Below are 22,074 nucleotides of genomic sequence, written 5' to 3' on the forward strand. Positions count from 1 at the left end.
CTTATAACATCACTACCAGCAGCAGTACCGCCAGAAAATCGCGCAGGCTCACCCGTAATACCTTCAGGGCTCGGGTGAGGTGATACTCCACGGTTTTGCGGGAGATGTTGAGGCGCACGGCTATTTCAGGCACCGATTGGTGCTCCAGCCGGCTCAACCGAAACACCTCACGGGTGTGCTCGGGCAGCCGCATCAGGCTGTTTACCAGGGCCAGAGAAAGGTCGTCGGCCGCTACGGTTTCCTCGGTGCTGTGGTCTTCGGGCGCTACTTGCAGGCGGGTGCGCTCTTGGTAGTTAACCTGCGTGAGCCGGGCCTTGAGCACATCTATCACCCGGTATTTTATTGCCTTTAGTAAATAGGGCTGCAGGGTCTGGATATCCTGGGTGTGCCGTTTGAGCCAGAGTGCGGCAAATAAGTCTTGCACAATTTCCTCGGCGGCTTCCCGGGAGCTGAGCTTGCGGTAGGCCACGGCCAGCAGCTGCTCCCAATACCGCGCATAAATTTCTGCAAAGGCCTGCTTATCATCTGCCCGCAATGCCCGCACCAGGGCCTCATCGGTACAGGCGGCGTACAACTGGTGGGGCTTGAGTGATGGAGGTTGGGACGAAGGCATGGGCGCGCGGCAAGACAAACGTAGCATACTTCTCAGCAGGCTCTACCCAAATCCGGTTGCAAGCCTGCAGCTGTAGTCGTTGCCGGATGTATACGGGGCAACCCGGTAGTTTGGTGCCGGCAGGGCTGGCTCCTGAAAAATTGGTTATACGGGAGCGACTTGCACCAGCTAACTTGCTGCCCTGCTTATCTACTTATTACGCGTTGCCTACCTCCTTAGCACCCGCTAAACTCTTGTTCATCTGCAGCCAAAACCGTTGGCGCAGCCTCACGGCAGAACGGCTCTTTGACGGCCACCCCACCTACGAAGCCCGCTCGGCGGGTACTGAGCCGGGTGCCCGCGTGCGGGTTACGGCCGGGCACCTGGGCTGGGCCGATGTGGTGCTGGTAATGGAACGCAAGCACACTGATATTCTGCGGCAAAAATTTGGCGATGCCTTGGCCGGCAAGCTTATCATCAACCTGCGTATTCCCGACAAGTTTCAGTTCATGGATCACATCCTGCAAGACCTGCTCCGGGAGCGAGTGCGGGAACATATCGGGCCTGATGCGTTGTAGCAACGCCAGGCCATGCTGCGCTTGCACAACCTCTAGGCCTGGGGCTCGTTTAGCGGCTCATGCAGTACATGATTTTTGCTATTATCGTCGTGGTGGTGGCCTTTTTATTCTACCGCTACGTCACCCGAGAATCGCGGGTGAAACAGCAGGCGCTATCCGAAGATTTCCCCGTCAGCTGGCGGCAGATTCTCTCGGAAAGGGTAGCTTTCTATCTGTCCCTCACGGCCAACGACAGACAACGTTTCGAGAAGAAAATCCAAGTATTTCTGGCTCAAACCCGCGTAACAGGAATCGAGACTGAAATTGATGATACCACCCGAGTGCTGGTGGCAGCTTCGGCTATCATTCCCGTGTTCGGCTTTCCTGATTGGGAGTATGGCAACCTAAGCGAAGTGCTGGTAGTGCCCGACGCCTGGACTCAGCAACGCGACCCTAATAAGGAATATGCAGGCCTGGAAGGCACCCTGCTTGGCAGCGTACAGGGTTTCCAGACTTCGCACTACATGCGTCTTTCCAAAACCTCTTTAGAGCAGGGCTTCAAAGATGCCCTCGATAAGCAGAATGTAGGCATTCATGAGTTTGCGCACCTGCTGGATGAGGCCGATGGTGTAATTGATGGGGTGCCCGGCGTAGCGCTTCCCGCCGAGCTGCGGCCAGAATGGGAGGCCGTGATGCAGCGCGAAATAGCCGCCATCAGGGCGGGCAACTCTGAAATAAACAACTACGCGGGCACCAATGAGGCAGAGTTCTTTGCGGTGGTAACGGAATATTTCTTTGAGAAACCCGAAAAGCTGCAGGAGCACCACCCCGAACTTTATCAGCTGTTGAGCCGGGCTCTGCGCCAAAATCCCAAGAAGCGCTTCCTGCGCTTTGCCATTGACCCGCGCGAGTGGATCCGGAGCCTCCGCTCCCGCCGCAAGTTCGGCCGCAACGACCCCTGCCCCTGCGGAAGCGGCAAGAAGTACAAAGACTGCCACTTACAGCAACAGTCACAAGCCGCTTAAGCCCCCTTCAGCTAGCATTCATGTGGTATCCGGCACAAAAGCCCGTCATGTCAAGCATAAGCGAGACATGACGGGCTTTTAGCTGGTTTATAGCATTCTAGGCCACCCTAACCAGGGTGATGTGCGAAGCTACTGACGTTGGTCAGCTCACACTTTTTGGGTTTCCCGTTGGCGGTTAGCTACCTGCTCAAACCGCTCCTGGTATTTCGTGTGGTTGGTGCCCATAAGCCGGTCCCACCAGTTAAAGTACAAGCCGTAGTTACCCTTTACCAACTGGTGGTGCATGTTATGGTGGGTACTGGTGTTGTGCAGCCGGCCGAAGCGCGTGCGCAAGAACCTGGCTGGGTAGGGCTCGTAGCCAAGGTGGCCTAGCACGTTCATGGCCATCATATACGTAAGGAAGGCTACTATTGCAACGGGGTGCAAGGGCAGCACAAACACCAACAGCGGAAATATACCCGCTTCCACTATTGCCTCTAAGGGGTGAAAGGCAAACGCAGCCCACGGGGATGGATTCGTGGACAGGTGGTGTACCCGGTGAACATGATGGTATACGCCCGGCAGGTGCATAAATCGGTGGGTCCAGTAGAAATACGTGTCGTGGGCGAGAATGGCAAGGAGGGTACTACCCCCTACGTACGGCCATCCATACTGGCCTATGCTCGTGTAGATGCGCGTGTAACCGGCTTGCCGCGCCGCAAAAATGCACACACCCACGGCCGCGAAAATTAGGCACGTAAGAATGGAATAGCGAATTTCAGTACGGATGTGCTTGGCCTCGGGGAAGCGCGGCTGAATACGGCGGTGCTGCCAACGAGCCTTTTTCCAGCGCCAGAAAACCCAATAGGCCACCCCTGCGAACAGTCCGTAGCGCAGGAGCAGCATGAGCAAGTCGGCGGCGTATACCAGGCCGGCCTGCGTGGGGGTAATGAGTGCAGCTTGCATACCGGCGAAACTACAATAGCCAGCGGTTAGTTCGACGCAGGAAACCGGCCAGATGCGTACCTTCACGGTTGGTACTCACCCAAGTTTCACCCCTTCTGTTTCCATGAAGAAATACCTCCTCCCTACTCTCACGGCTGCCGTGCTTACGGCCTGCGCCCCCACCGCCAATACGCCCTCAACCACTCCTACCGCATCTACTCCCGCCCCTACTACCCAACCGGCCGCTCCCAATTGGCAGGAGCAGGCAGAGACCTTTCTAAAAGAATACTCTACGGAGTTCCAGCGCCTTTACACGCAGTCGAGCGAGGCGGAGTGGCGCTCCAACACCCATATTGTGGCCGGCGACACTGCCAACTCGGGCGCTACGGCCCGGGCCAATGAGCGCATGGCAGCCTTCACTGGCTCCAGCGCCAATATACAGCGCCTGCGGGAACTGCTGGAGCACAAGCAGGACCTCACGGAGCTGCAGGTAAAGCAGTTGCAAACCGCGCTTTACAATGCCGCCAACTCTCCCCAGACCATTGCTGATGTGGTGAAGCGCCGCATTAAGGCCGAAACCCAGCAAACCGAAAAGCTTTACGGTTTCGACTACAAGTACAACGGCAAATCCGTCACGACGAATGACCTCGATGAGCTGCTGCGTAAAGAGAATAACCCCCTGAAGCGTCAGCAGATTTGGGAGGCCAGCAAGGCCATCGGCCCCACGTTAAAAGATGGCCTGCTGAATCTGCGCGACCTGCGCAACCAGACTGTGCAGGCCCTCGGCTACCCCGACTACTTCTCTTACCAGGCCTCTGACTACGGTATGAGCCGGGAGGAGATGATGACGCTGGTGCGCAAAATCAATGAGGAGCTGCGCCCCCTCTACCGCGAGCTGCATACTTACGCCCGCTATGAGCTGGCCAAGAAATACGGCGTGAAGCAAGTGCCCGATTATTTGCCCGCTTCCTGGCTACCCAACCGCTGGGGCCAAGACTGGAGCGCCATGGTAGAGGTGAAAGGCCTTAACCTCGACCCAGTGCTAGCCAAAAAAGGCGCTGAGTGGCAGGTGAAACAGGCGGAGCGCTTCTACCAGAGCCTGGGTTTTCAGGCCCTGCCAGCCTCCTTCTACGAAAAGAGCAGCCTCTATCCCCTGCCTAAGGGCGCTACTTATAAGAAGAACAACCACGCCTCGGCCTGGCATATGGACCTGAACCAGGACGTGCGCAGCCTCATGAGCGTGGAAGGCAACACGGAGTGGTACGAAACGACCCACCACGAGCTAGGCCACATCTACTACTACCTCACCTACACCAACCCCGACGTGCCCGTGCTTCTGCGCCAGGGTGCTAACCGCGGCTACCACGAAGCTATGGGCTCTCTAATGGGTTTGGCTGCTACGCAAAAGCCCTTCCTGGCAGGCTTGGGCCTTATTGACCCCAACGCTAAAACCGACCAGACCCAAACTCTGCTGAAGGAAGCCCTGAACTACGCTGTCTTCATCCCGTTTGCTTCGGGCGTGATGAGCGAATGGGAAAACAGCTTTTATGCCGATAAGCTACCCGCCGACCAGCTTAACGCGCGTTGGTGGGCGCTAGCTAAGCAGTATCAAGGCATTGTGCCACCCACCACGCGCGGCGAGCAGTACCTCGACCCCGCCACCAAGACCCACATCAACGACGACCCGGCCCAGTACTACGACTATGCCCTCTCGTACGTCATCCTGTTTCAGCTCCACGACCATATTGCCAAGAAAATTCTGAAGCAGGACCCGCACGCCACTAACTACTACGGCAGCAAAGAGGTGGGCCAGTTCCTGGCTGATATCATGCGCCCCGGTGCCAGCAAAGATTGGCGCCTGGTGCTGAAAGAGAAAACCGGCGAAGACCTGTCGGCCCGCGCGATGGTGGAGTATTTTGAGCCCCTGATGGCTTACCTGAAGCAGCAGAACAAAGGCCGTAAGTACACTATGTAGTGCGTGTAGGCAGGCCTAGGCCCGTTACCGCAGTGCGGGAGCGGGCTTCTGCTCCAATTGTTGGTTTAGAGCCAGTTCAACCACCACCCTGGCAGCTCGTTTGTCTCACTAAGAGTCTACCTCACGTCTAATGCCTAGGTTGCCGCCTAAAAGCAGCCGCACAAGTTAGTACCACCATCAACCTCCAGTTTTCAAAGCACCACCGTATGCGCACCCACACTAAAGAAACCCAAAACAGCCTCACCCCTGATCTAGCCGCCGAAATTCTGAAGGAAGGAAATGATCGGTTTGTTAACAACCTGAAAGCAGACCGAAACCTGCTGCAGCAGGTAAATGAAACAATGAATGGGCAACACCCATTTGCTACTATTCTGAGCTGCATGGACTCCCGCACCTCTGCTGAGCTGATTTTTGATCAGGGGCTGGGCGACATTTTCAGCATTCGGATTGCCGGCAATATCCTGAACGAGGACATTTTGGGCAGCATGGAATATGCCACTAAAGTGGTAGGAACCAAGGTGATTCTAGTGTTGGGCCATACCAAATGCGGAGCTATTGTGGGAGCGTGCAACCACGTGCAATTGGGAAACCTAACCAGTCTGCTGGAAAAAATACAACCCGCTATTGATGCGGAAAAAGAAACTACCGCAGAACATAGAACGGGTACCAACCCCGACTTTGTGAATCGGGTAACTGAAAACAACGTGCACCTGACGATTGCTCAAATCAAACGAGACAGCCCCGTTATCGCGCAACTGGTAGCCGACGAACAAATAAAAATAATTGGTGGCATCTATAACGTTGAAACGGGTAAGGTCACTTTCTACGAAGAATAGTCATGTAGCCTTTCGCGCAAAAAAGAGCCAGGGGGTACAGTCATTTGCTTTATGACTGTACCCCCTGGCTCTTTTTTGCGCTTGCATCTATCCTTGCAGTAGATGCAACGCAGCCTATTTCGCACAGAGGTAGCTAGTAGTTTGCCTCTGAGCTGGGTAAATCAATCAGGATGAACTGCGCATCTTTTGAAGCCCTGATTTCCAGTACGTTTTCATCGGTAGACCGCACTTGGTCATTAGGCCCAATATCAATGCCGTTGATATATAGGCTGCCTTCTTTCACATACAGGAAGGTATTGCGAATGGGGAAGGTCTTGAACGTGACGGTTTTGTCGGCGCTCAGATTGCACCAGTAAATAGTAGAGTTGGAGTTCATGTATACCACATCCTCCAGCACCTTCTGCCCCGATACCAGCGGCACCAGCATATTTTTCTTATCCAGGAAATCTATATCCTTTTGCTCGTAACTGGGTGAGAGGCCCCGCTGGTTAGGCTGAAACCATAGCTGATAGATGTGAGCCGCTTTATTGGTGCTATTGGTTTCGGAGTGCGCCAGGCCAGTGCCGGCAGTCATGCGCTGCACCTCTCCTTTCTTAATAGTGGCCTTGTTACCGGCGGTGTCACTATGCACCAACTCGCCCTCCAGAACCAGCGTCACAATTTCCATCTCGGAGTGCGGGTGCTGCGGAAAGCCGGAATTGCCCTGAATGGTATCGTCGTTGAATACCCGTAGCGGGCCAAACTGTGTATTATTAGGGTCGTAATAGTCGGCGAAGCTGAACAGGAAGTAACTATTGAGCCATTGCACCGGAGCGGCATGGTGGCGGTCGGTGGCGGGAATGAGCTTGAGCATCGTGCGTAGAGTTGAGTTGTTGCTAATGGCTTACGCGTAGCAGCAGACGTTAGTTAAGGGCAATATAGCGCTATGCCACTATTTCCCTCCAGGCGCCCCTCCACCTTACTCAGCCTGACAGCCTTCAGTAAGTGGGCAGGGTACCGGGTAGAGAGCTAGGCTTTTATATACAATTAGGCATAAAGTAAAAGCCCCGATACTAGTAATAGTACCGGGGCTTTTCAAGTAATCAGGCCTTTAAAGTATCCTAGGCCATATCCACGTTATACTTTCTTCATAGTGCTTACCTGCTGTTGCAGGTCCAGCACTATGCTGGCTAAGCGGTTGAGCGAAAGGTCGGCGATGGGGAAGGTGCTGCTGATATAAGCTTTAGCCTCCCAGATCTCCACCACATCTTCCACATCAATCTGATAAGGAGAGTACAGGGGGTTATCAGAGTGCAGGGCCAGCATGGCATTATCCTTCAGGCGGTTGAATACGCGCTTGAATACGATACCTTCCTTGCTGCTCACTACAATGCAGGGGGTACCGTCTTTGAGGTTCATCCAGTCGTCCACGTAGCGGCCCACGATTACGGTACCACTGGCAATGGGCAGCATAGAGTCACCGGCAATTTCGAAGGCACGGTACGTACCGCCCGTGCCCAGCATGGGCAGGCGGAACTTCGGTAGCTCTTCCAGGTACTCGGGGTCGGCGTAACCGTTAAGGTAACCGGCGGCCGCTTTCTGGGGTACCAACTCAATATTTTCGTTCTGCTCTTTATCTACGGTCAGAGCCAGAATACGCAGGTTGCCGCCGGGGCGGTTTGCGGTGGTCTCGGTAGTGGCAGCGGTTTGGGCCTGAAGCTGAAGCGCAGCTTTTGCGTTCTTCTTTTTGCTAAAGTCAGTGGTAACCAGCGCGTCCAGAGAAATATTGAACAGGCGAGCCATATTTACCAACGTGGCTAGCTTAGGTTCAGCGCGGCCTTCTTCATACGCGCCCACCAAGGAGCGTTTGATACCTAGCTTTTCGGCCATCTGGGCCTGCGTCAGGGCCAGTTCGCGCCGCCAGAATTTTAGATTAGTATTGATCATAGCGCAGGGAGCCGGGAGAAGGCTTTATCGGTAAAGATTTACCGGCTCACGAAGATACGAACGCTTCTACGCGAATACTAATTCAATTAGCTGAAATTTTTACTAAAAATATTTGGCCCGTTTCTGTCATTGCGAGGAGGCCCGACGAAGCAATCTTTCCTGCTTAATGCGTGAAAGCAACATATTCAGCGGAGCTCCTACGTCCTGCGCAGAAGCAAGCGCCTTTTAAGTCAAAGCTTGCCGACGGCACAGGAAAGGCGGCTTCGCTCGCAATAACAGAGCCTTTATGCCACTTCACAATTTTACCTCTACTCCCCGCGTAGCTTCTTAAAATACATAAGAGCCAGACGGAGCTTGAAGTAATCGTACTTCTCACGCAGGTGGTCAAATAGGTCGCGGAGCATGGGGCTGCTACCGAGCTGGGCCTGGGCCGTCTGGATTTCGGCTAGATCTTCCGGCTTGAGGAATTCTTCAATCCGCAGCTCCAGCCCTTTAGCGTAGCACGTCGTCAGGTGGGTTTGCACGGTGGAAATGGCCAGGTCGCGGCGCTGGGCAATGGCCTCTACGCTCAAGCCCATGCGGTGCAGCTGGTGCGTAGTTTCCGCGGTGCCATTCACCTCCGACGTGGTGGCCTTAGGCTCTTTTGCTTCCTTCACGGGCTTTTTGCGTACCGTACGAGCGGAGCTAAAATCGTCGGGGTCGAGATGATCCGGCAGGCCGTCCTCATCCAGCTCGGCCTGGGCAGCGGGGTTGCCGCCGTGGGCCAGTACCTCCCGAATGAAAGCTTCGCCGTAAGTTTCAAACTTCTTCATACCAACCCCGGAAATACCCAGCATAGCTACCCGGTTAACTGGCCGCTCCACCGCCATTTCCTGCAGAGTAGAATCGGTGAAGATTACGTACGGGGGCACGCCTTGCTCATCGGCGATGCGCTTGCGGAGAGTACGCAGGGCCTCAAAAAGCTGGGCTTCGCGGGTGACGGGAGGTGCTTTTGCCGCCGCTGCTGCTGCTTTCCGGCCACGAGGTGCCTTCTCCGCCTTCTCCGCTGGCTGAAACTTCTTCATGGGCACGGTGCGCTGCCCCTGCAGTACCTCCCTACCAATATCCGTGATTTTCAGCGCGTAGCCTTCCTCGTAGGCAATGTACACCAAGCCATCATTCAGCATTTGATGAACGTAGCTGTACCAGTCGAGGTAAGGCAGGTCGCGGCCGGCACCATAGGTTTTGATCTGGTCTAGGCCACCACTAAGCACAGCCTGGTTACGCATGCCGCGCAGCACGTCAATGAGTAGGCTGATACTTACCCGCTCGCGGCTCCGTACCACCGCCGAGAGGGCTTTTTGGGCCAGCTCCGTACCATCGAACGTAGTAGGCGGATTACGGCAGATGTCGCAGTTGCCGCAGTCCTGGGCCAGCGTCTCGCCGAAGTAGTTGAGCAGAATTTTGCGGCGGCAACTGGCAGCTTCCGCAAACTGCTGCATGCGCTCCAGCTTGGTGAGGTTGAGCTGGGTAAGGTTGGGATTTTCCTTCGTGAGCATGTCGCGCAGGCTCATCACGTCCCCGAAGGAATAGAACAACACGGCCGTAGCGGGGCTACCATCGCGGCCGGCACGGCCAATTTCCTGGTAGTAGCCCTCGATGTTCTTGGGCAGGTTGTAGTGAATCACCCATCGCACGTTGCTCTTATCGATGCCCATGCCAAAAGCAATGGTGGCCACAATCACCTGCAGGTCGTCTTTCAGGAAGCCCTCCTGCACGGCGGCGCGCTGGTTAGGCGTCATGCCGGCATGGTAAAATCCGGCCTTAATGCCTTTAGCCTGAATTTTCTGAGCCAGCGTTTCGCACTGCTTACGCGAGAGGCAATAAATAATACCCGACTCGCCCTGGTGACGCTCCAGAAACTCCAGAATACCCCCTACCCGGTCCTGGCCCGGCCGCACAATCAGGTTCAGGTTGGGCCTGTCAAACGACGATAGGAATACCCGGGGCTCCGTCAGGCGCAGCTGCTGCTGAATATCACGCTGGGTGAGGCGGTCGGCGGTGGCGGTAAGGGCAATAATGGGAATTTGCGGAAACTGCTCGCGCAGCACCCGCAGCTGGGTGTACTCGGGCCGGAAATCATGCCCCCAGGAGCTGATGCAGTGCGCCTCATCAATGGCAAACATACTGATGCGCATCCGCCGCAGCAGATTCAGGAAGCCTTCGGAGAGCAGCTTTTCGGGCGAGACATAAAGCAGTTTAAGGTAGCCGTTGAGGCAGTCGGCGGCAATATTGTTCTGCTCGCTCTGGCCTACGCTGCTGTTGATGTAGGCCGCAGAAATGCCGTTGGCTTTCAGGGCCTCTACCTGATCTTTCATCAGGGCAATCAGCGGCGACACAACCACGCACACGCCTTCCTGCACTACAGCCGGCACCTGAAAGCAAACCGACTTACCGCCGCCGGTGGGCATGAGCACCACGGTATCCTGCCCACTCAGAATGTTCTGAATGATATCCTCTTGCATGGGACGGAACGAGTCATACCCGTAGTACTTTTTCAGTACCCGGCGGGCAGATTCGATGGTAGGAGCAAGAGGTTCGGCAGCAAATAACATAGTAGGCAACTAGCGCAGGTGAGCGGCAATGGACCGGTGAAATTAACCATTTGCAGGCGGAAATCGTGCACTTCTCTTCCAGAATCCTGAACGGCCAAGGGGTCAGCTGCCTCGTATACCAGGGTATAGCATTTCATTTACCAAACCCCTTACCTGATGGCTACTTCAACCGCATCCTACACCCAAAACCAATCTATTCTTGACGCTCTCAGCCGCTGCATTGCAGCCTGCGAGATGTGCGCCGATGCCTGCCTGCACGAAGAAAACGTTAAGATGATGGTGCCTTGCATTCGCCTCGACCGCGACTGCGCCGACATTTGTCGCCTTACCGCCGCCTTCATTGCCCGCGGCTCTGATCATGCAAAGCATGTACTCAAGGAATGCATTGAGATTTGCCGGAAGTGCGCCGATGAATGTGGCAAACACGAGCATGAGCATTGCCAGCAGTGCGCCGCCGCCTGCCGCGCCTGCGTTGAGGCTTGCCAGCAGTACGCCGGACAGGCCTAGCTGTAAAGTAGTGTAGCGTATAACAGCGCAATAGCATACCCACCCACAGTACAAACCCGCCCGCCGTCCTGAGCAAGCTCAAGATGGCGGGCGGGTTTGCTTCTTTAGCTTCGGCGCTACCCAGGTGAGGTAGATCTTACAGGCAAAGCCTGTTCTAGGCCACTCTCCTCAGGCATTACTCCGGCTTGCTGATTTTGCGGGTGCCCTGGTAGAGTTCGTATTTGAGCAGGCGGCAATCAATGGGGCCGTTGTAGAGCGGAATGCGGCGGGAGGTTTTCAGGCCGATGCGCTTGGCGGCCTCCAGGTTGCCAGTAAAAATGAAGGCATCATAGCCTTGAAACCCGGATTTCAGCGTATCCCCGATGGCCTTATACAAGGCATCCATCTCCGCTTCTTCCCCAATCCGCTCTCCGTAGGGTGGGTTCATAATCACAATGCCGGGCTCCTCCTTGGCGGGGGCTTTGGCTTCCTTCACGTCGCGCACCCCCAGGCGAATGAAGTCTTCCAGGTCAGCAGCGGCCACGTTTTGGCGGGCCAGCTCAATAAACTCCCTCGAGAGGTCGGAGCCGGCAATGTAGGCCTGGGGCTCCTCGATGCGCATCTGGCGCGCATCCAGTTGCACTGACTCCCAGAGGGCGGCGTCGAAATCGGGCCAGTTCTCGAAACCAAACTTCCCCTGGTGATAAAGGCCAGGCGCAACCCGCTGAGCAATCATGGCGGCCTCGGTGAGCAGGGTGCCGGAGCCACACATCGGGTCTATAAGGGTCTTTTTACCATCCCAGCCACTGAGCAGCAGCAGACCGGCAGCCAAGGCCTCATTGAGGGGCGCCACGTTGGTTTGCTGGCGGTAACCGCGCTTGTGCAACGACTCGCCGGAGGCATCAAGGCTCAAAATCACCTCATTCTCAATCATGTGCAGGTGCAGCCGGATATCAGGATTCTTCACGTCTACGCTCGGTCGCTCACCGGTGCGGTTCCGGAATTGATCCACGATGGCATCCTTGGTGAGTTGAGCCACGAACAGGGAGTGTTCAAACGTAGACTTGTTGACTACGGCCGTGATGGCAAACGTCTGATCCTGCCGGATGTACTGGGCCCAGTCGATGCGGCCCACCTCGCGGTACAAGGCTTTTTCGTCGCGGGCGTAGAAACCGGCAAAGGGCTTGAGGATACGCATGGCGGTGCGGCACCACAGGCAGGCCTCGTAAAGCAGCTGCGTGTCGCCGCTGAATTCAATGGCCCGCTGCCCAACGTTTTCAATGGTGGCGCCCAGCTGATGCAGCTCCTCCGCCAGCACCTCTTCCAGCCCAAACTGGGTGGTGGCAGTCATGTAAAAGGGAGCAGAGCGGCGGTTATCGGCCATGAGAGGGAAATGAAATTGACGAAGTGAAGCCGCAAAGGTCGGGAAAGTAGCGGGTGAAACCGCAGTGCTATGGCGTGTGCCGAAAATAGGCGGGCCAACCACCTACTTACATTAGGTAACTACTCCAACGCTAGGAGCACCTTTTGCGTCTCTAGGCCTGTGCGCCCCTCCTTCCTCTTTGATCCGAGCAAAAGCTCCCTTTTTTACCTCATTCTGTTTCTGACGCTGGCCGTAGTGGGGCTTACTGCGCATGAAGCACTAAGCGGCGAATATTCCATTGTGGGTAGCGTGGCCTCCTTTCTGGCCCTGTTTGTGGCTTTTCAGAGCTGGAAATCGGCGGATGATGCCTCCCGCAAAACAGATCAGGCTATGCACCAGATGCAGGAGCTGGTGCATGAAACCCGGCAGCTGGTGGTGAGCAGCAACACGGTGGAAGAGCAGATCAAAACCGCCGTAGTGACCATCAGCGACGCCACGCGGGAGATGTACAAGGGCTTCCAGCCGATTATGTGCGAAATAGAGGCGTTTCTAACGGAGGCCGCTGACAGCGAATACCTGGCCATCATGACCGACTCGGCGGCCATTGGCAGCTTCTACGCTCGGCACCATCATCCGCCACTTAATCAGCGGGAAATGCGGGCCCTCACCAACCGCATTCACGACCTGCTGCTGCAACGCGCCCGCGATGCCCGGGAGTTTTACTTAGCCACCCTCGCCGCCGATGAGGTGCCCGATGCCGTGCCCCCTACCCGTGACCAGCATGGCCACCTGCACTATTTTGTGCAGGGTGTATGGCAGCAGTTCCATCCTGAAAGCCCGGTTACGGAAGAGTACTGGAACGAGCACCGGGAGCAGCACCTTTCTACCCTGCGCCAGATTCAGGAAATGTTCACCTCCCTTTCAGAACATCAAGAGCAGTGGGCTGCTGGCCTAGAGCCGCACCAGCACCTGCCGGTGCTCCCGCTGCAGCTTTTCATCCGCTTCAATGCCGAGGCCAAAGAGCCGTTTCGGGCGCTGGTAGTGTTCCTAGGCCAGTATAACCTTGATAGGGTGGCCGAAACACGCGCTATGCAATCTGCTGATCCGGAGCTGGTGCGCACTTTCATCAGCATGTTTGAGAGCCTCACCAGCCTCGACGACCACCCTGGTTACCAACAGCTGCGCCGGCAGTTTCCGCTGTAGCCAGAAAACCCCGTATTTGCAGCTGGTAACCCAAGAAATCCACTTTGAGCAGGTGTAGCGTAAAAACTCTGCGCGCATAGGTAGCGGTAGCCGCATCTCACCACTTTTAGGTGGAGTGCCACCATATTTCTGTTGCCATTTCTATCCAATCCTGTGTCAAAGAGCAAGATTCATGAGGAGATACGTTAGCGAGGTACTCGGAACTTTTGCTGTTATTTTTTGTGGAACCGGGGCCATTGTTATCAATCAGGAAAGCCATGGCGCTATAACGCACGTGGGCATTGCCATCACGTTTGGGCTCATTGTCACGTCTATGATTTACGCCTTCGGGCCAATTTCAGGAGCTCACTTTAACCCGGCAGTATCCATTGCTTTCACGGCAGCGCGCAAATTTCCAGTCAGGGAGTTACTACCCTATGTTCTGAGTCAGTTGCTGGGAGCAGTGCTGGCTAGCGCTACGCTGCGGTTTCTGTTCCCCGCTAACGCCCTGCTGGGCGCTACCCTTCCGGCTGGCTCCGAACTGCAGTCGTTTGTGCTGGAGTTTATTCTAACCTATTTCCTGATGCTGGTTATCATGAATGTGGCCTACGGCTCGAAAGAGCAGGGCCTGTTCGCGGGCGTGGCTATTGGTGGAGTGGTGCTGCTGGAAGCCATGTTTGCGGGGCCTATTTGCGGCGCCTCCATGAACCCGACCCGCTCCTTTTCACCCGCCCTGCTTTCAGGGCACCTGGAGCATTTGTGGCTGTATTTAGTGGCACCTACGCTGGGCGCTTTGGCCGCCGTATTTACCTGGCAGTTTCTGACGCAGCCTGCCACTGCGGCTGAAGCCACCAAAGCTTCTCTTTAAGTCAGTATTTCCTACCGAACGGGCTTGCCCTTGGCATTTGCCTGCTCGCTGCATTTCTCACAAAAACTCCGTAGCATTGCTTAGCCGGCCCCATGGTCGGCTTTTTTTCTCTCAACCCCGCCTCATATGGCTGCTCCCATTACCTCTTCTCCCACCACGGCACCCAGCACCACCCAGTCGTACACCGGGCCCATGGTGCTGATGACCACCCTGTTCTTTCTCTTCGGGGCCGTCACCAACTTCAACGACGTGCTGATGCCCTACCTCAAGGACGTCTGCCAGCTCACCGACTTACAGTCGTCGGCGGTGCAGTCGGCTTTCTTTGGGGCGTATTTTCTGATGTCGTTGCCCGCAGGCCGGCTGCTGGAAAAGCTCGGGTTTAAGCGTGGTATTGTGCTGGGCCTGTTGGTAATGGGCCTGGGCGCCTTGTTGTTTGTACCGGCGGCTAACTCCCGCACGTTTGGGCTGTTTCTGCTGGCGCTAAGCTTACTAGGAGCGGGTATTACCCTACTACAAGTGGCAGCTAACCCCTACGTATCGGTGCTGGGGCCGGCGCGCACGGCAGCAAGCCGGGTGAGCATTGTGGGGGTGGCCAACGGGCTAGGTGGTACCATCTCGCCACTTATTGGAGGCCTGATTTTGTTCGGTGGCTCGGCGGTGCTGAAGGCGCGCCTGGCTCAGCTGCCCCTTGAGCAGCGCCTGACGCAGGAGGCTACCCTGGTTAAGCCGCTTTACCTCGGGCTGGCTGTGTTCCTGGCGGTATTAGCGGCACTGTTTTTCCTGGTGCGCCTGCCAGAAATTGAGAGCATACCCGCCGATGAAGAAGCTGCCGCCGCCCAGGCTGCCAGCGAAACAGGCCGTAGCTCGGCCCTCAGCTTCCGCCATCTGGCGCTGGGGGTGGTGGCTATTTTTATGTACGTGGGCGTAGAAGTGGGTATTGGCTCCTTCATTATCCGCTACGGCGAGTCGCAGAACATCAGCCAGCTAAGCGGCTTCACGCAAGAGCTGGTGCGCGGCCTGAGTGTAGTCACCAACTGGGCCGCGGCCCTGTTCGGCAACAACCCCGACCCTATTGATACCACCACGGGTTTCACGAAAGCCGTGGGCGCCGTGCTGGTTTCTTCCTACTGGTTTGGGCTTATGGTGGGCCGTATCATTGGAATTCCGCTGCTCACGCGCTTTGATGCCCGCAAACTCCTCGTGGGTGTATGTGCCGCGGGTACTTTGTTCGTGCTTCTGTCTATTTTCAACCACGGCGAAACCGCTCTGTGGTTGGTGGTGCTCTGCGGGGTCTGCAACTCCATCATCTGGCCAGTGGTGTTTCCGCTGGCTATTACTGGCTTAGGCAAGTTCACAAAGCAGGGCTCGTCTTACCTGATCATGGCTATTGTAGGTGGGGCCATTATTCCGCCACTCATGGGCTTTATTGCTACGCACGGAGGTGGCCTACGGGTAGCTTTTGTACTGCCTGCACTGTGCTATGCCTACCTGCTGTTCTACTCCCTGAGCGGATACCGGGTGCGGTAGCAATTCCCTTTGCGAAGTAGCCACAGTGGGCGGCCGAAGTCGTGTTCTTGAGACTTCGGCTGCCCACTGTGGCTTTAAGCGGCTCACCCTTTCTCCGAATTTCCCAATCCGTTGAGCCCGGTCTTAGCGTAGCTTCTGCACTTTTCCCTCTCGCTTTACGCCTCTCCATGCGCTACATTTACTCGCTCATTTTTCTGGGAATAGCTAGCGCCACTCAGGCTCAGGTAGTGCCGGCTCCCACCCTCCCCGATTCGGCCGCTGCTCCAGCCCAGCCTCGGCGCGAGAAGCCCAGCTTTATTCCGCTGCCCATCGTGTTTTCGCAACCCGAAACTGGCCTGGGCTATGGCCTGGCCGTGCTGCCTGTGTGGCGTTTCGGGCAAGACACTGCCGTGCGCAAATCCAACGCCCGGCTGGTAGCTTGGCGCACTCAGAAAAACCAGAGCCTGTTGCAGCTCACTCACAACGTTTTTACGCTGGGCGAGGCCTTCCTGCTCACCGGCGAAGCCAGCTACTATTACAAGTTTCCTATTAACTACTACGGCTTCGGGCCTGACACCCGCCTGGCCGATAAGTCTATTATTGAGTACAAAGTCTTCATTTTCAATGAGCGGGTTCTAAAGCGAGTAGCGCCTAATGTGTTTGTGGGCGGGCAGTACCGCCTTACTAACCTGCGCGATGTGCAATTGAACGAAGGCATTGACCAGGACCCCAACCGCAGCCGCCTCTTCGACCGCCCCGCGCGAGAATACACGCAGGATACCCGCATTTCAGGCATCGGGCCCTCGTTTTTGTATGATGGCCGCGATAATGTGCTGAGCACCTACAGAGGCAACTACTTGGAGCTTGGTGCTTTATTCAATGGCCGGGCCCTGGGCAGCGACTTTCGCTTTAGCCGGTTTGTAGTTGATGCCCGCCATTTTCAGCCATTGGGTGAAGGCACCCGCACCATTCTGGCCACGCAGATTATCGGGCAGTTTCAGAGTGGTGACACCCCTTTCCGGGAGCTAGCCAACCTGGGCGGCGACAAAACCCTGCGCGGCTACTACGAAGGGCGCTTCCGCGACCGGCAACTACTGGCCGTGCAGGCAGAGCTGCGCCGTCACCTGTTCTGGCGTTTTAATGGGGTGGTGTTTGGTGGCTTAGGCCAGGTAGGCAACACAGTGGGCGCACTGGTGCAACGGGCTCCCAAAGCCAGCGCTGGCGCAGGATTACGCTTTGCCTTCAACCGCCAAGACCGCCTCAACATCCGTCTGGACTACGGGCGCGGAGCTGGCTCCTCGGGGGTCTACTTCAGTATTGGAGAGGCTTTTTAAACTGACCCAGCTGTGTATCGCTTAACAGCTATGTTCTTAAGATCAGAAAAAGCAAACCCAGCAGTCAACGCTCAAGTAGCTACAACTACCTGAACTGTTAGGAGTATCTCAGCAAGCTACCTCTGTGCAGTAGCGGTATCAATGTTGACTTGCACCTTTTTACTATACCCCCTGATGCTTCTTCTCACACTTTTCTGGGCGCTGTATTATGCTCTCCATAGTGCGCTGGCCACTCTGTGGGTGAAGCAAGCCGTGGAAAAGCGCTGGCCGCGTGCCTTCCGCTTCTATCGTCTCGCCTACAATCAGCTTTCCGTTTGGCTGTTTCTCTTGGTGTTTCGCTACCAGCTGAGCTTGCCAGAAACCTGGCTTATTCGGCCCGACCCGCTGCTTTTAGGGGTTGGCTACTTCCTGCTAGGGCTCGGGCTACTAGTGGCCATAGCCGCCTTACGGGGTTACGACCTAAGTGAGTTTCTGGGTTGGGGCTACGTGAGAGGCAAACTGCCTCCACCCGCTTTATCTACTAACGGCCTAAATGGTGTAGTCCGCCACCCGTTATACTTAGGGTTGGTGTTGGGGCTCACAGGATTTCTTTTCCTGGGTCCTACTACTGCGCGGGCCTCCTTTGTAGGGTGCACCTTTCTTTATTTACTGATTGGCACCAACCTGGAAGAGCGTAAGCTATTGCGCCAATTCGGCGAAGCCTATGCCCGTTATCAGCAGCGCGTACCACGCCTGTTTCCTTGGGGTAAACAACAACACCAGCGGTAAACCCATGGCTTATCAACCACAAAAAAAGGCTACCCTACTTGGAGGGCAGCCTTTTTACTGTTTTACAGGTACGCCGCTTCTATTTTTGTTCGTTTAGCGCCCAGTTGTAGTTCATGTAAGTTAACGAGGCTTCGGGGCTGATCTTCTGCTTGGCGTAGCGGTTAATGGTCTTTTGGATGGAGTTGCCATCCTTCTTGAAGTCGCCGGGATAAAAATTGAAGATGCTGGAGATTTCCGCTTTAGAATTCATCAGCTTGTTCTTGGTGGGGTCGTTTACAAAATCCACGCCCTGCTCATCCAGTTGCTGGTTCAGGCGGCTGGCCACGTAGGCCTCTCGCCGCAGCTTCGGGCACGACATGGCTGCGCAAACCAGCGCAAAATGCACCCGGTAATCATCAAAATGCCGCCGGATAATACGCTGCTCTATGTCATTGAGCGTGTATTTATCCTTGCCGAGCCGAATAAACTTCTGGTCCCAGACGGTGTTTACCAGCGTTTTATCGCCACCCAGGTCTTTGATACTCTTGAGCGGATAGGCGCGCAACACGCGCTGGAGAGTAAAAGCATTATAAGCATTAAGCCAGTAGGCCAGTTGGTCCTGCTTGCTCCACGTGTTGTTGGGCAGATTGTCGCTGACGGTTTTGAGGTAGCCATTCAGGGCAGCACTATCGGCGCGCAAACCGGAGTAGTTTACCATGCCCTGGGCATCAACATACTTTTTCAGCAGAGCATCAAAAGCGGCATGACTAACGGGTTTGCTGCTGGAATTGGAAGGATTGAGCGGAGTAAAATAGCGCACATATTGGCAGCCTCCAGTGAAAGGAAGCAGAAAGAGCAGAGCCAAAAAGGCAAAACGAGAGAGAAGTTTCATGCAACAGAGGGAGAATTATCCGGCCACTTGGCCGGCGTGAATTTACGCAAAGCGCGGGGTTCCGGATTTCATTATCTTCTCGTGCGTAAAACCATGAACGTCCGCCACTTACTTAAACGTAATGAGAAGCAACCTCAACATCTGATTGACGTTGACAAAAAACCAGTCCTCTTTTCAGTTCCAGCGCAATCCGCAGGCCTGCCTGTCGCGTACCTGCTGGCGGCTAAATAGTGCCACTTTCACTTTTCTCACCCAACCCTATTTGCATGTTCCAAGCCTCTACTATCCTTCCGCGCCTGCTTCCCTCCTTGGCCTTGGCTGGCCTCACACTAGGCACGGTGCAGGCCCAGAATGCAGGTCGCATTAGCGGCCAAGTCCGGGATGAGGCCGGCCAGCCCTTGGTGGGTGTAACTGTACTGCTCCAGCCCTTGAGCAAAGGCACGGCCACCAACGCTCAAGGGCAGTTCGAAATCAGTGGGGTACCTGCGGGCACTTACATGCTGGTTACCAGCTACCTTGGCTACCGCAATGCGTCTCAAAGCATTACCATCGGGCCTGGCAATGAATCGGTAACGGCTGATGCCACCCTCAGCGTAGACCCGCTGCAGATGAGCGGCGTGGTAGTAACCGGCACTTTCAACCCCCAGAGTAAGCTGGAAAGCTCCACGGCTATTACTACCCTTAGCAACCGGCAAATTGAGAACCGGGTAGCCCGGGGCACCGCCGACCTGCTCATGGCTGTGCCAGGCTTCCGGGTAAACTCCGACGGTGGCGAAGCAGCCAACAGCGTGTCGCCGCGCGGCCTGCCAGTTAATGCCGAAGCAGGTTTTGGCTTTTTGCAATTGATGGAAGATGGCTTACCGCTGCTAGAAGTAGGCTCCCTGACCTTCGCCAAAACCGACATTCACTTTCGCCTCGATGAAACTATCAGTCGGCTGGAAGTGGTGCGCGGAGGCTCGGCCAGCATTTTTGCTAACAACGCCCCCGGCGGTATCGTCAACTTTCTAAGTAAAACCGGCAATACGCCCAAAATTAGCGGCATCGTGAAGCTCACGGGCGGCGACCAGGGTTTCCACTCCGACCGCACCGGCGCCAGCCAGCTCTTTGGCTTGCAGCGCGTTGATGCCAACGTGGGCGGCCCCATTGCGGGCACTCCGCTTAAGTTCAACATTGGGGGCTTCTACCGCTACGACGTGGGCCAGAAGTATGCTGGCTACCCCGCCAACGTGGGCGGCGGCGTGAAAGCCAACGTGACCTACGGCCTCAAAAACGGCTACGTGCGGCTATACGGCAAATACCTCAACGATCGGGTGGCCTACTATACCAGCGTACCCTACCAGAACCTCAACGACCCCCAACAGATTCCGGGCGGCCCCGGCTTCCGGTACGGCACTATGCAGTCGCAGTACCAGCGCCGCACCACTATTCCTAACCCCTTCAACAACGGCCAGGGTAGTCTTTCCCGCGACCTGGCTGATGGGCAGCATACGCGCTACAAGTCTATTTCATCGGAGGTATTCATTGAGCTGGGCAACGGCTTTACCCTGACCGACAACGCCCGCCTGCTCGATGCCAACCTGAGCACCGATGGCGTGTATGACTTGCAGCCTCCGGTTTCGGGCGCAGCTTTTGCTAACCAGTTTCTGGCCGGCTACCGTCCCTTGGGGGCCACCGGCTACCAGTTCACTTACGCCGACAATGGACAGCCCGTCGACATCAACACCCTGAATGGCAACGGGCTGGTGAATCTGGCGGGTATATTCCCCGATGATAAGCCCGCTACCAACGCCATTAACAACCTGCGTCTGCAAAAGAGTGTGGGCAAACACCAGCTTACCGGCGGCTTTTACGCCAGCCGGTATACCATAAAGGAGCGCCTGAGCTATAACCTGGTGGTGCAGGAAGTCTCAAACCGTCCGCGCCTGCTGAACTTAACCTTAAGTACTGCCAGCCCCACCGGACAGGCACTGTTTGGGGGCCAGCCCATTGAGGTCACCAATAACGGCTTTCTGTACTACAGCTACGCCGATGGCATTCTGTTCAACTCCCGCAACACTACGCAGGTACTGAGCTATTACGCCGGTGATGAATGGCAGGCCACTGAAAAGCTGCGCATAGATGGCGGCATCCGCCTGGAAACCAGCCACGCCGAGGGCAGCTCGCCTAAAACTGCTATTCTGGTAAACCCCGATGCTCAGTTCACCCGCTTCGTAGGTGCTCCTTCGGCAGCTAACCGGTATGGTGGCTCTAATGGTGGCCTAGACGGGCAGTACCGCACGCTCTACGACAACCGCTTTTTGCAGAACACCAGCGACGCCCGCACCTGGGACTACCGCTTTAGCACGTTCAATTACTCACTGGGCGCCAACTACAAGTTCTCTGACCAACTGGCTACCTACGCTCGTTTCAGCAAAGCCGGCGTAGCCCCCACCAACGACCAGTGGGCCTACGGGGTTGACCTGAACGATGCATCCGGCAATAGTACGCTACGGGGCGAAGTACAGCGCGTGTTGCAGGCCGAGGCCGGTTTAAAAGTAGCCACCAAGCAGGTAGGTGTCTCGCTGGTGCCCTTCTACAGCCAGAACGACAACATCCCGTTCACGGTCCAGGTCTCGAACCCCGATGGCAGCTTTACGCTGGTGCAGCAGCGCGGCAAAGTAGACAACCGGGGCCTGGAGTTGGAAGCCACGTACTCGCCAGTGCAGGGCCTCACGTTGCGTGGCATTGGCACGGCTCAGCGCCCCCGCTACCAGGATTTCAACATCACAGTGCCCCTTGATCCGCCCATGCAGGCCCAGCGCCAGACCGTCAACCTTAAAGGCAACCGCCTGGAAGACACTCCTGATCTGCTGCTGGAGGGGGGCGGAGAGTACACGCGCAGCGGCTTCACGGTGTTTAGCAACTACCGCTGGTTTGGTAAGCGCTATGCTACCAAGCGCAACACCATTGAGCTGCCTAGTTATGGGGTGCTGTATGGTGGCCTAGGCTACGTATTTGGGGGCGAGAACCTGCTAAAAGGTCTGGAGGTGCGCGTGCAGGGCGCGAACCTGCTGAACAAGATTGGCTTTGGCGACGCCGCCGCCCGTAATGGCGAGAACTTCTCCACCACCTACCTCAACGCCACCGCGGCCAACGGCAACACCAACGCGCAAAACGCCTATAACCTGGTTCGCCCTATCTTGCCGCGTAATATCACTGCCAGTGTGGCCTACCGGTTCTAGTAGGTCTTCGGCCGGCTGATAGTCAGCCAAGGCCAGAGATATTTTG

General features: G+C 56.0%; 18 protein-coding genes. 11 read left to right on the forward strand and 7 right to left on the reverse strand.

Features of this window, described 5'->3' with window-relative positions:
• Position 1 precedes the first annotated feature (1 nt).
• Positions 2 to 613, reverse strand: coding sequence for an RNA polymerase sigma factor (locus tag HMJ29_RS19035; protein WP_171592973.1), 612 nt, complete (start codon positions 611 to 613; stop codon positions 2 to 4).
• Between the two features lie 203 nt (positions 614 to 816).
• On the opposite strand from HMJ29_RS19035, the gene HMJ29_RS19040 reads away from it, so the two are divergent.
• Together HMJ29_RS19040 and HMJ29_RS19045 are read left to right on the forward strand one after the other, a co-directional pair.
• Positions 817 to 1,170 (forward strand): low molecular weight protein tyrosine phosphatase family protein, encoded by a 354-nt coding sequence (locus HMJ29_RS19040; protein WP_171592974.1) that lies wholly within the window; start codon positions 817 to 819, stop codon positions 1,168 to 1,170.
• Positions 1,171 to 1,238: 68 nt separating this feature from the next.
• A complete protein-coding gene (locus HMJ29_RS19045) occupies positions 1,239 to 2,174 on the forward strand; it encodes a zinc-dependent peptidase (protein WP_253805655.1) in 936 nt (311 codons plus the stop codon).
• Between the two features lie 147 nt (positions 2,175 to 2,321).
• Here the strand turns inward: HMJ29_RS19045 and HMJ29_RS19050 are convergent, their stop codons facing one another.
• Complete coding sequence (locus HMJ29_RS19050) at positions 2,322 to 3,119, reverse strand: sterol desaturase family protein (RefSeq protein ID WP_171592976.1); 798 nt, start codon at positions 3,117 to 3,119, stop codon at positions 2,322 to 2,324.
• A 103-nt stretch (positions 3,120 to 3,222) separates the two neighbouring features.
• Here HMJ29_RS19050 and HMJ29_RS19055 point away from each other — a divergent pair, with 103 nt between their 5' ends.
• A complete protein-coding gene (locus HMJ29_RS19055) occupies positions 3,223 to 5,073 on the forward strand; it encodes a M2 family metallopeptidase (RefSeq protein ID WP_171592977.1) in 1,851 nt (616 codons plus the stop codon).
• A gap of 206 nt (positions 5,074 to 5,279) precedes the next feature.
• On the forward strand, positions 5,280 to 5,909 hold the full coding sequence (locus tag HMJ29_RS19060; RefSeq protein WP_244679023.1) for a carbonic anhydrase family protein: 630 nt from the start codon (positions 5,280 to 5,282) through the stop codon (positions 5,907 to 5,909).
• A gap of 133 nt (positions 5,910 to 6,042) precedes the next feature.
• Here HMJ29_RS19060 and HMJ29_RS19065 read toward each other — a convergent pair whose 3' ends face one another.
• From HMJ29_RS19065 to recQ, 3 genes are all read right to left on the reverse strand, one after another.
• Positions 6,043 to 6,762 (reverse strand): pirin family protein, encoded by a 720-nt coding sequence (locus HMJ29_RS19065; protein WP_171592978.1) that lies wholly within the window; start codon positions 6,760 to 6,762, stop codon positions 6,043 to 6,045.
• 263 nt (positions 6,763 to 7,025) lie between these two features.
• Positions 7,026 to 7,835 carry an XRE family transcriptional regulator gene (locus HMJ29_RS19070; RefSeq protein WP_171592980.1) on the reverse strand — a complete coding sequence of 270 codons (810 nt, stop codon included), beginning with the start codon at positions 7,833 to 7,835 and terminating at the stop codon, positions 7,026 to 7,028.
• Positions 7,836 to 8,143: 308 nt separating this feature from the next.
• Positions 8,144 to 10,429: a DNA helicase RecQ gene (gene recQ, locus HMJ29_RS19075; protein WP_171592981.1), complete on the reverse strand. Its 2,286-nt coding sequence runs from the start codon at positions 10,427 to 10,429 to the stop codon at positions 8,144 to 8,146.
• A 156-nt stretch (positions 10,430 to 10,585) separates the two neighbouring features.
• Between recQ and HMJ29_RS19080 the strand changes: the two genes are divergently transcribed.
• On the forward strand, positions 10,586 to 10,936 hold the full coding sequence (locus HMJ29_RS19080) for a four-helix bundle copper-binding protein (RefSeq protein WP_171592982.1): 351 nt from the start codon (positions 10,586 to 10,588) through the stop codon (positions 10,934 to 10,936).
• A 175-nt stretch (positions 10,937 to 11,111) separates the two neighbouring features.
• On the opposite strand, the gene HMJ29_RS19085 is transcribed toward HMJ29_RS19080, so the two are convergent.
• Complete coding sequence (locus HMJ29_RS19085; protein WP_171592984.1) at positions 11,112 to 12,299, reverse strand: THUMP domain-containing class I SAM-dependent RNA methyltransferase; 1,188 nt, start codon at positions 12,297 to 12,299, stop codon at positions 11,112 to 11,114.
• A gap of 159 nt (positions 12,300 to 12,458) precedes the next feature.
• Here HMJ29_RS19085 and HMJ29_RS19090 point away from each other — a divergent pair, with 159 nt between their 5' ends.
• The 5 genes from HMJ29_RS19090 (at position 12,459) to HMJ29_RS19110 (ending at position 17,936) form a co-directional block, all read left to right on the forward strand.
• On the forward strand, positions 12,459 to 13,481 hold the full coding sequence (locus HMJ29_RS19090; RefSeq protein WP_171592986.1) for a hypothetical protein: 1,023 nt from the start codon (positions 12,459 to 12,461) through the stop codon (positions 13,479 to 13,481).
• A 115-nt stretch (positions 13,482 to 13,596) separates the two neighbouring features.
• On the forward strand, positions 13,597 to 14,328 hold the full coding sequence (locus tag HMJ29_RS19095) for an aquaporin (RefSeq protein WP_262922240.1): 732 nt from the start codon (positions 13,597 to 13,599) through the stop codon (positions 14,326 to 14,328).
• Between the two features lie 126 nt (positions 14,329 to 14,454).
• On the forward strand, positions 14,455 to 15,855 hold the full coding sequence (locus HMJ29_RS19100; RefSeq protein WP_171592989.1) for a sugar MFS transporter: 1,401 nt from the start codon (positions 14,455 to 14,457) through the stop codon (positions 15,853 to 15,855).
• A gap of 167 nt (positions 15,856 to 16,022) precedes the next feature.
• Complete coding sequence (locus HMJ29_RS19105) at positions 16,023 to 17,168, forward strand: BamA/TamA family outer membrane protein (protein ID WP_171592991.1); 1,146 nt, start codon at positions 16,023 to 16,025, stop codon at positions 17,166 to 17,168.
• A gap of 174 nt (positions 17,169 to 17,342) precedes the next feature.
• Positions 17,343 to 17,936: a methyltransferase family protein gene (locus HMJ29_RS19110; RefSeq protein ID WP_171592992.1), complete on the forward strand. Its 594-nt coding sequence runs from the start codon at positions 17,343 to 17,345 to the stop codon at positions 17,934 to 17,936.
• 79 nt (positions 17,937 to 18,015) lie between these two features.
• On the opposite strand, the gene HMJ29_RS19115 is transcribed toward HMJ29_RS19110, so the two are convergent.
• Positions 18,016 to 18,807 carry a DUF547 domain-containing protein gene (locus HMJ29_RS19115; RefSeq protein ID WP_171592993.1) on the reverse strand — a complete coding sequence of 264 codons (792 nt, stop codon included), beginning with the start codon at positions 18,805 to 18,807 and terminating at the stop codon, positions 18,016 to 18,018.
• A 266-nt stretch (positions 18,808 to 19,073) separates the two neighbouring features.
• Here HMJ29_RS19115 and HMJ29_RS19120 point away from each other — a divergent pair, with 266 nt between their 5' ends.
• Positions 19,074 to 22,028: a TonB-dependent receptor gene (locus HMJ29_RS19120; RefSeq protein WP_171592994.1), complete on the forward strand. Its 2,955-nt coding sequence runs from the start codon at positions 19,074 to 19,076 to the stop codon at positions 22,026 to 22,028.
• Positions 22,029 to 22,074 lie beyond the last annotated feature (46 nt).

The sequence above is a fragment of the Hymenobacter taeanensis genome (genome assembly GCF_013137895.1).
GTDB classification, from domain to species: Bacteria; Bacteroidota; Bacteroidia; order Cytophagales; family Hymenobacteraceae; genus Hymenobacter; species Hymenobacter taeanensis.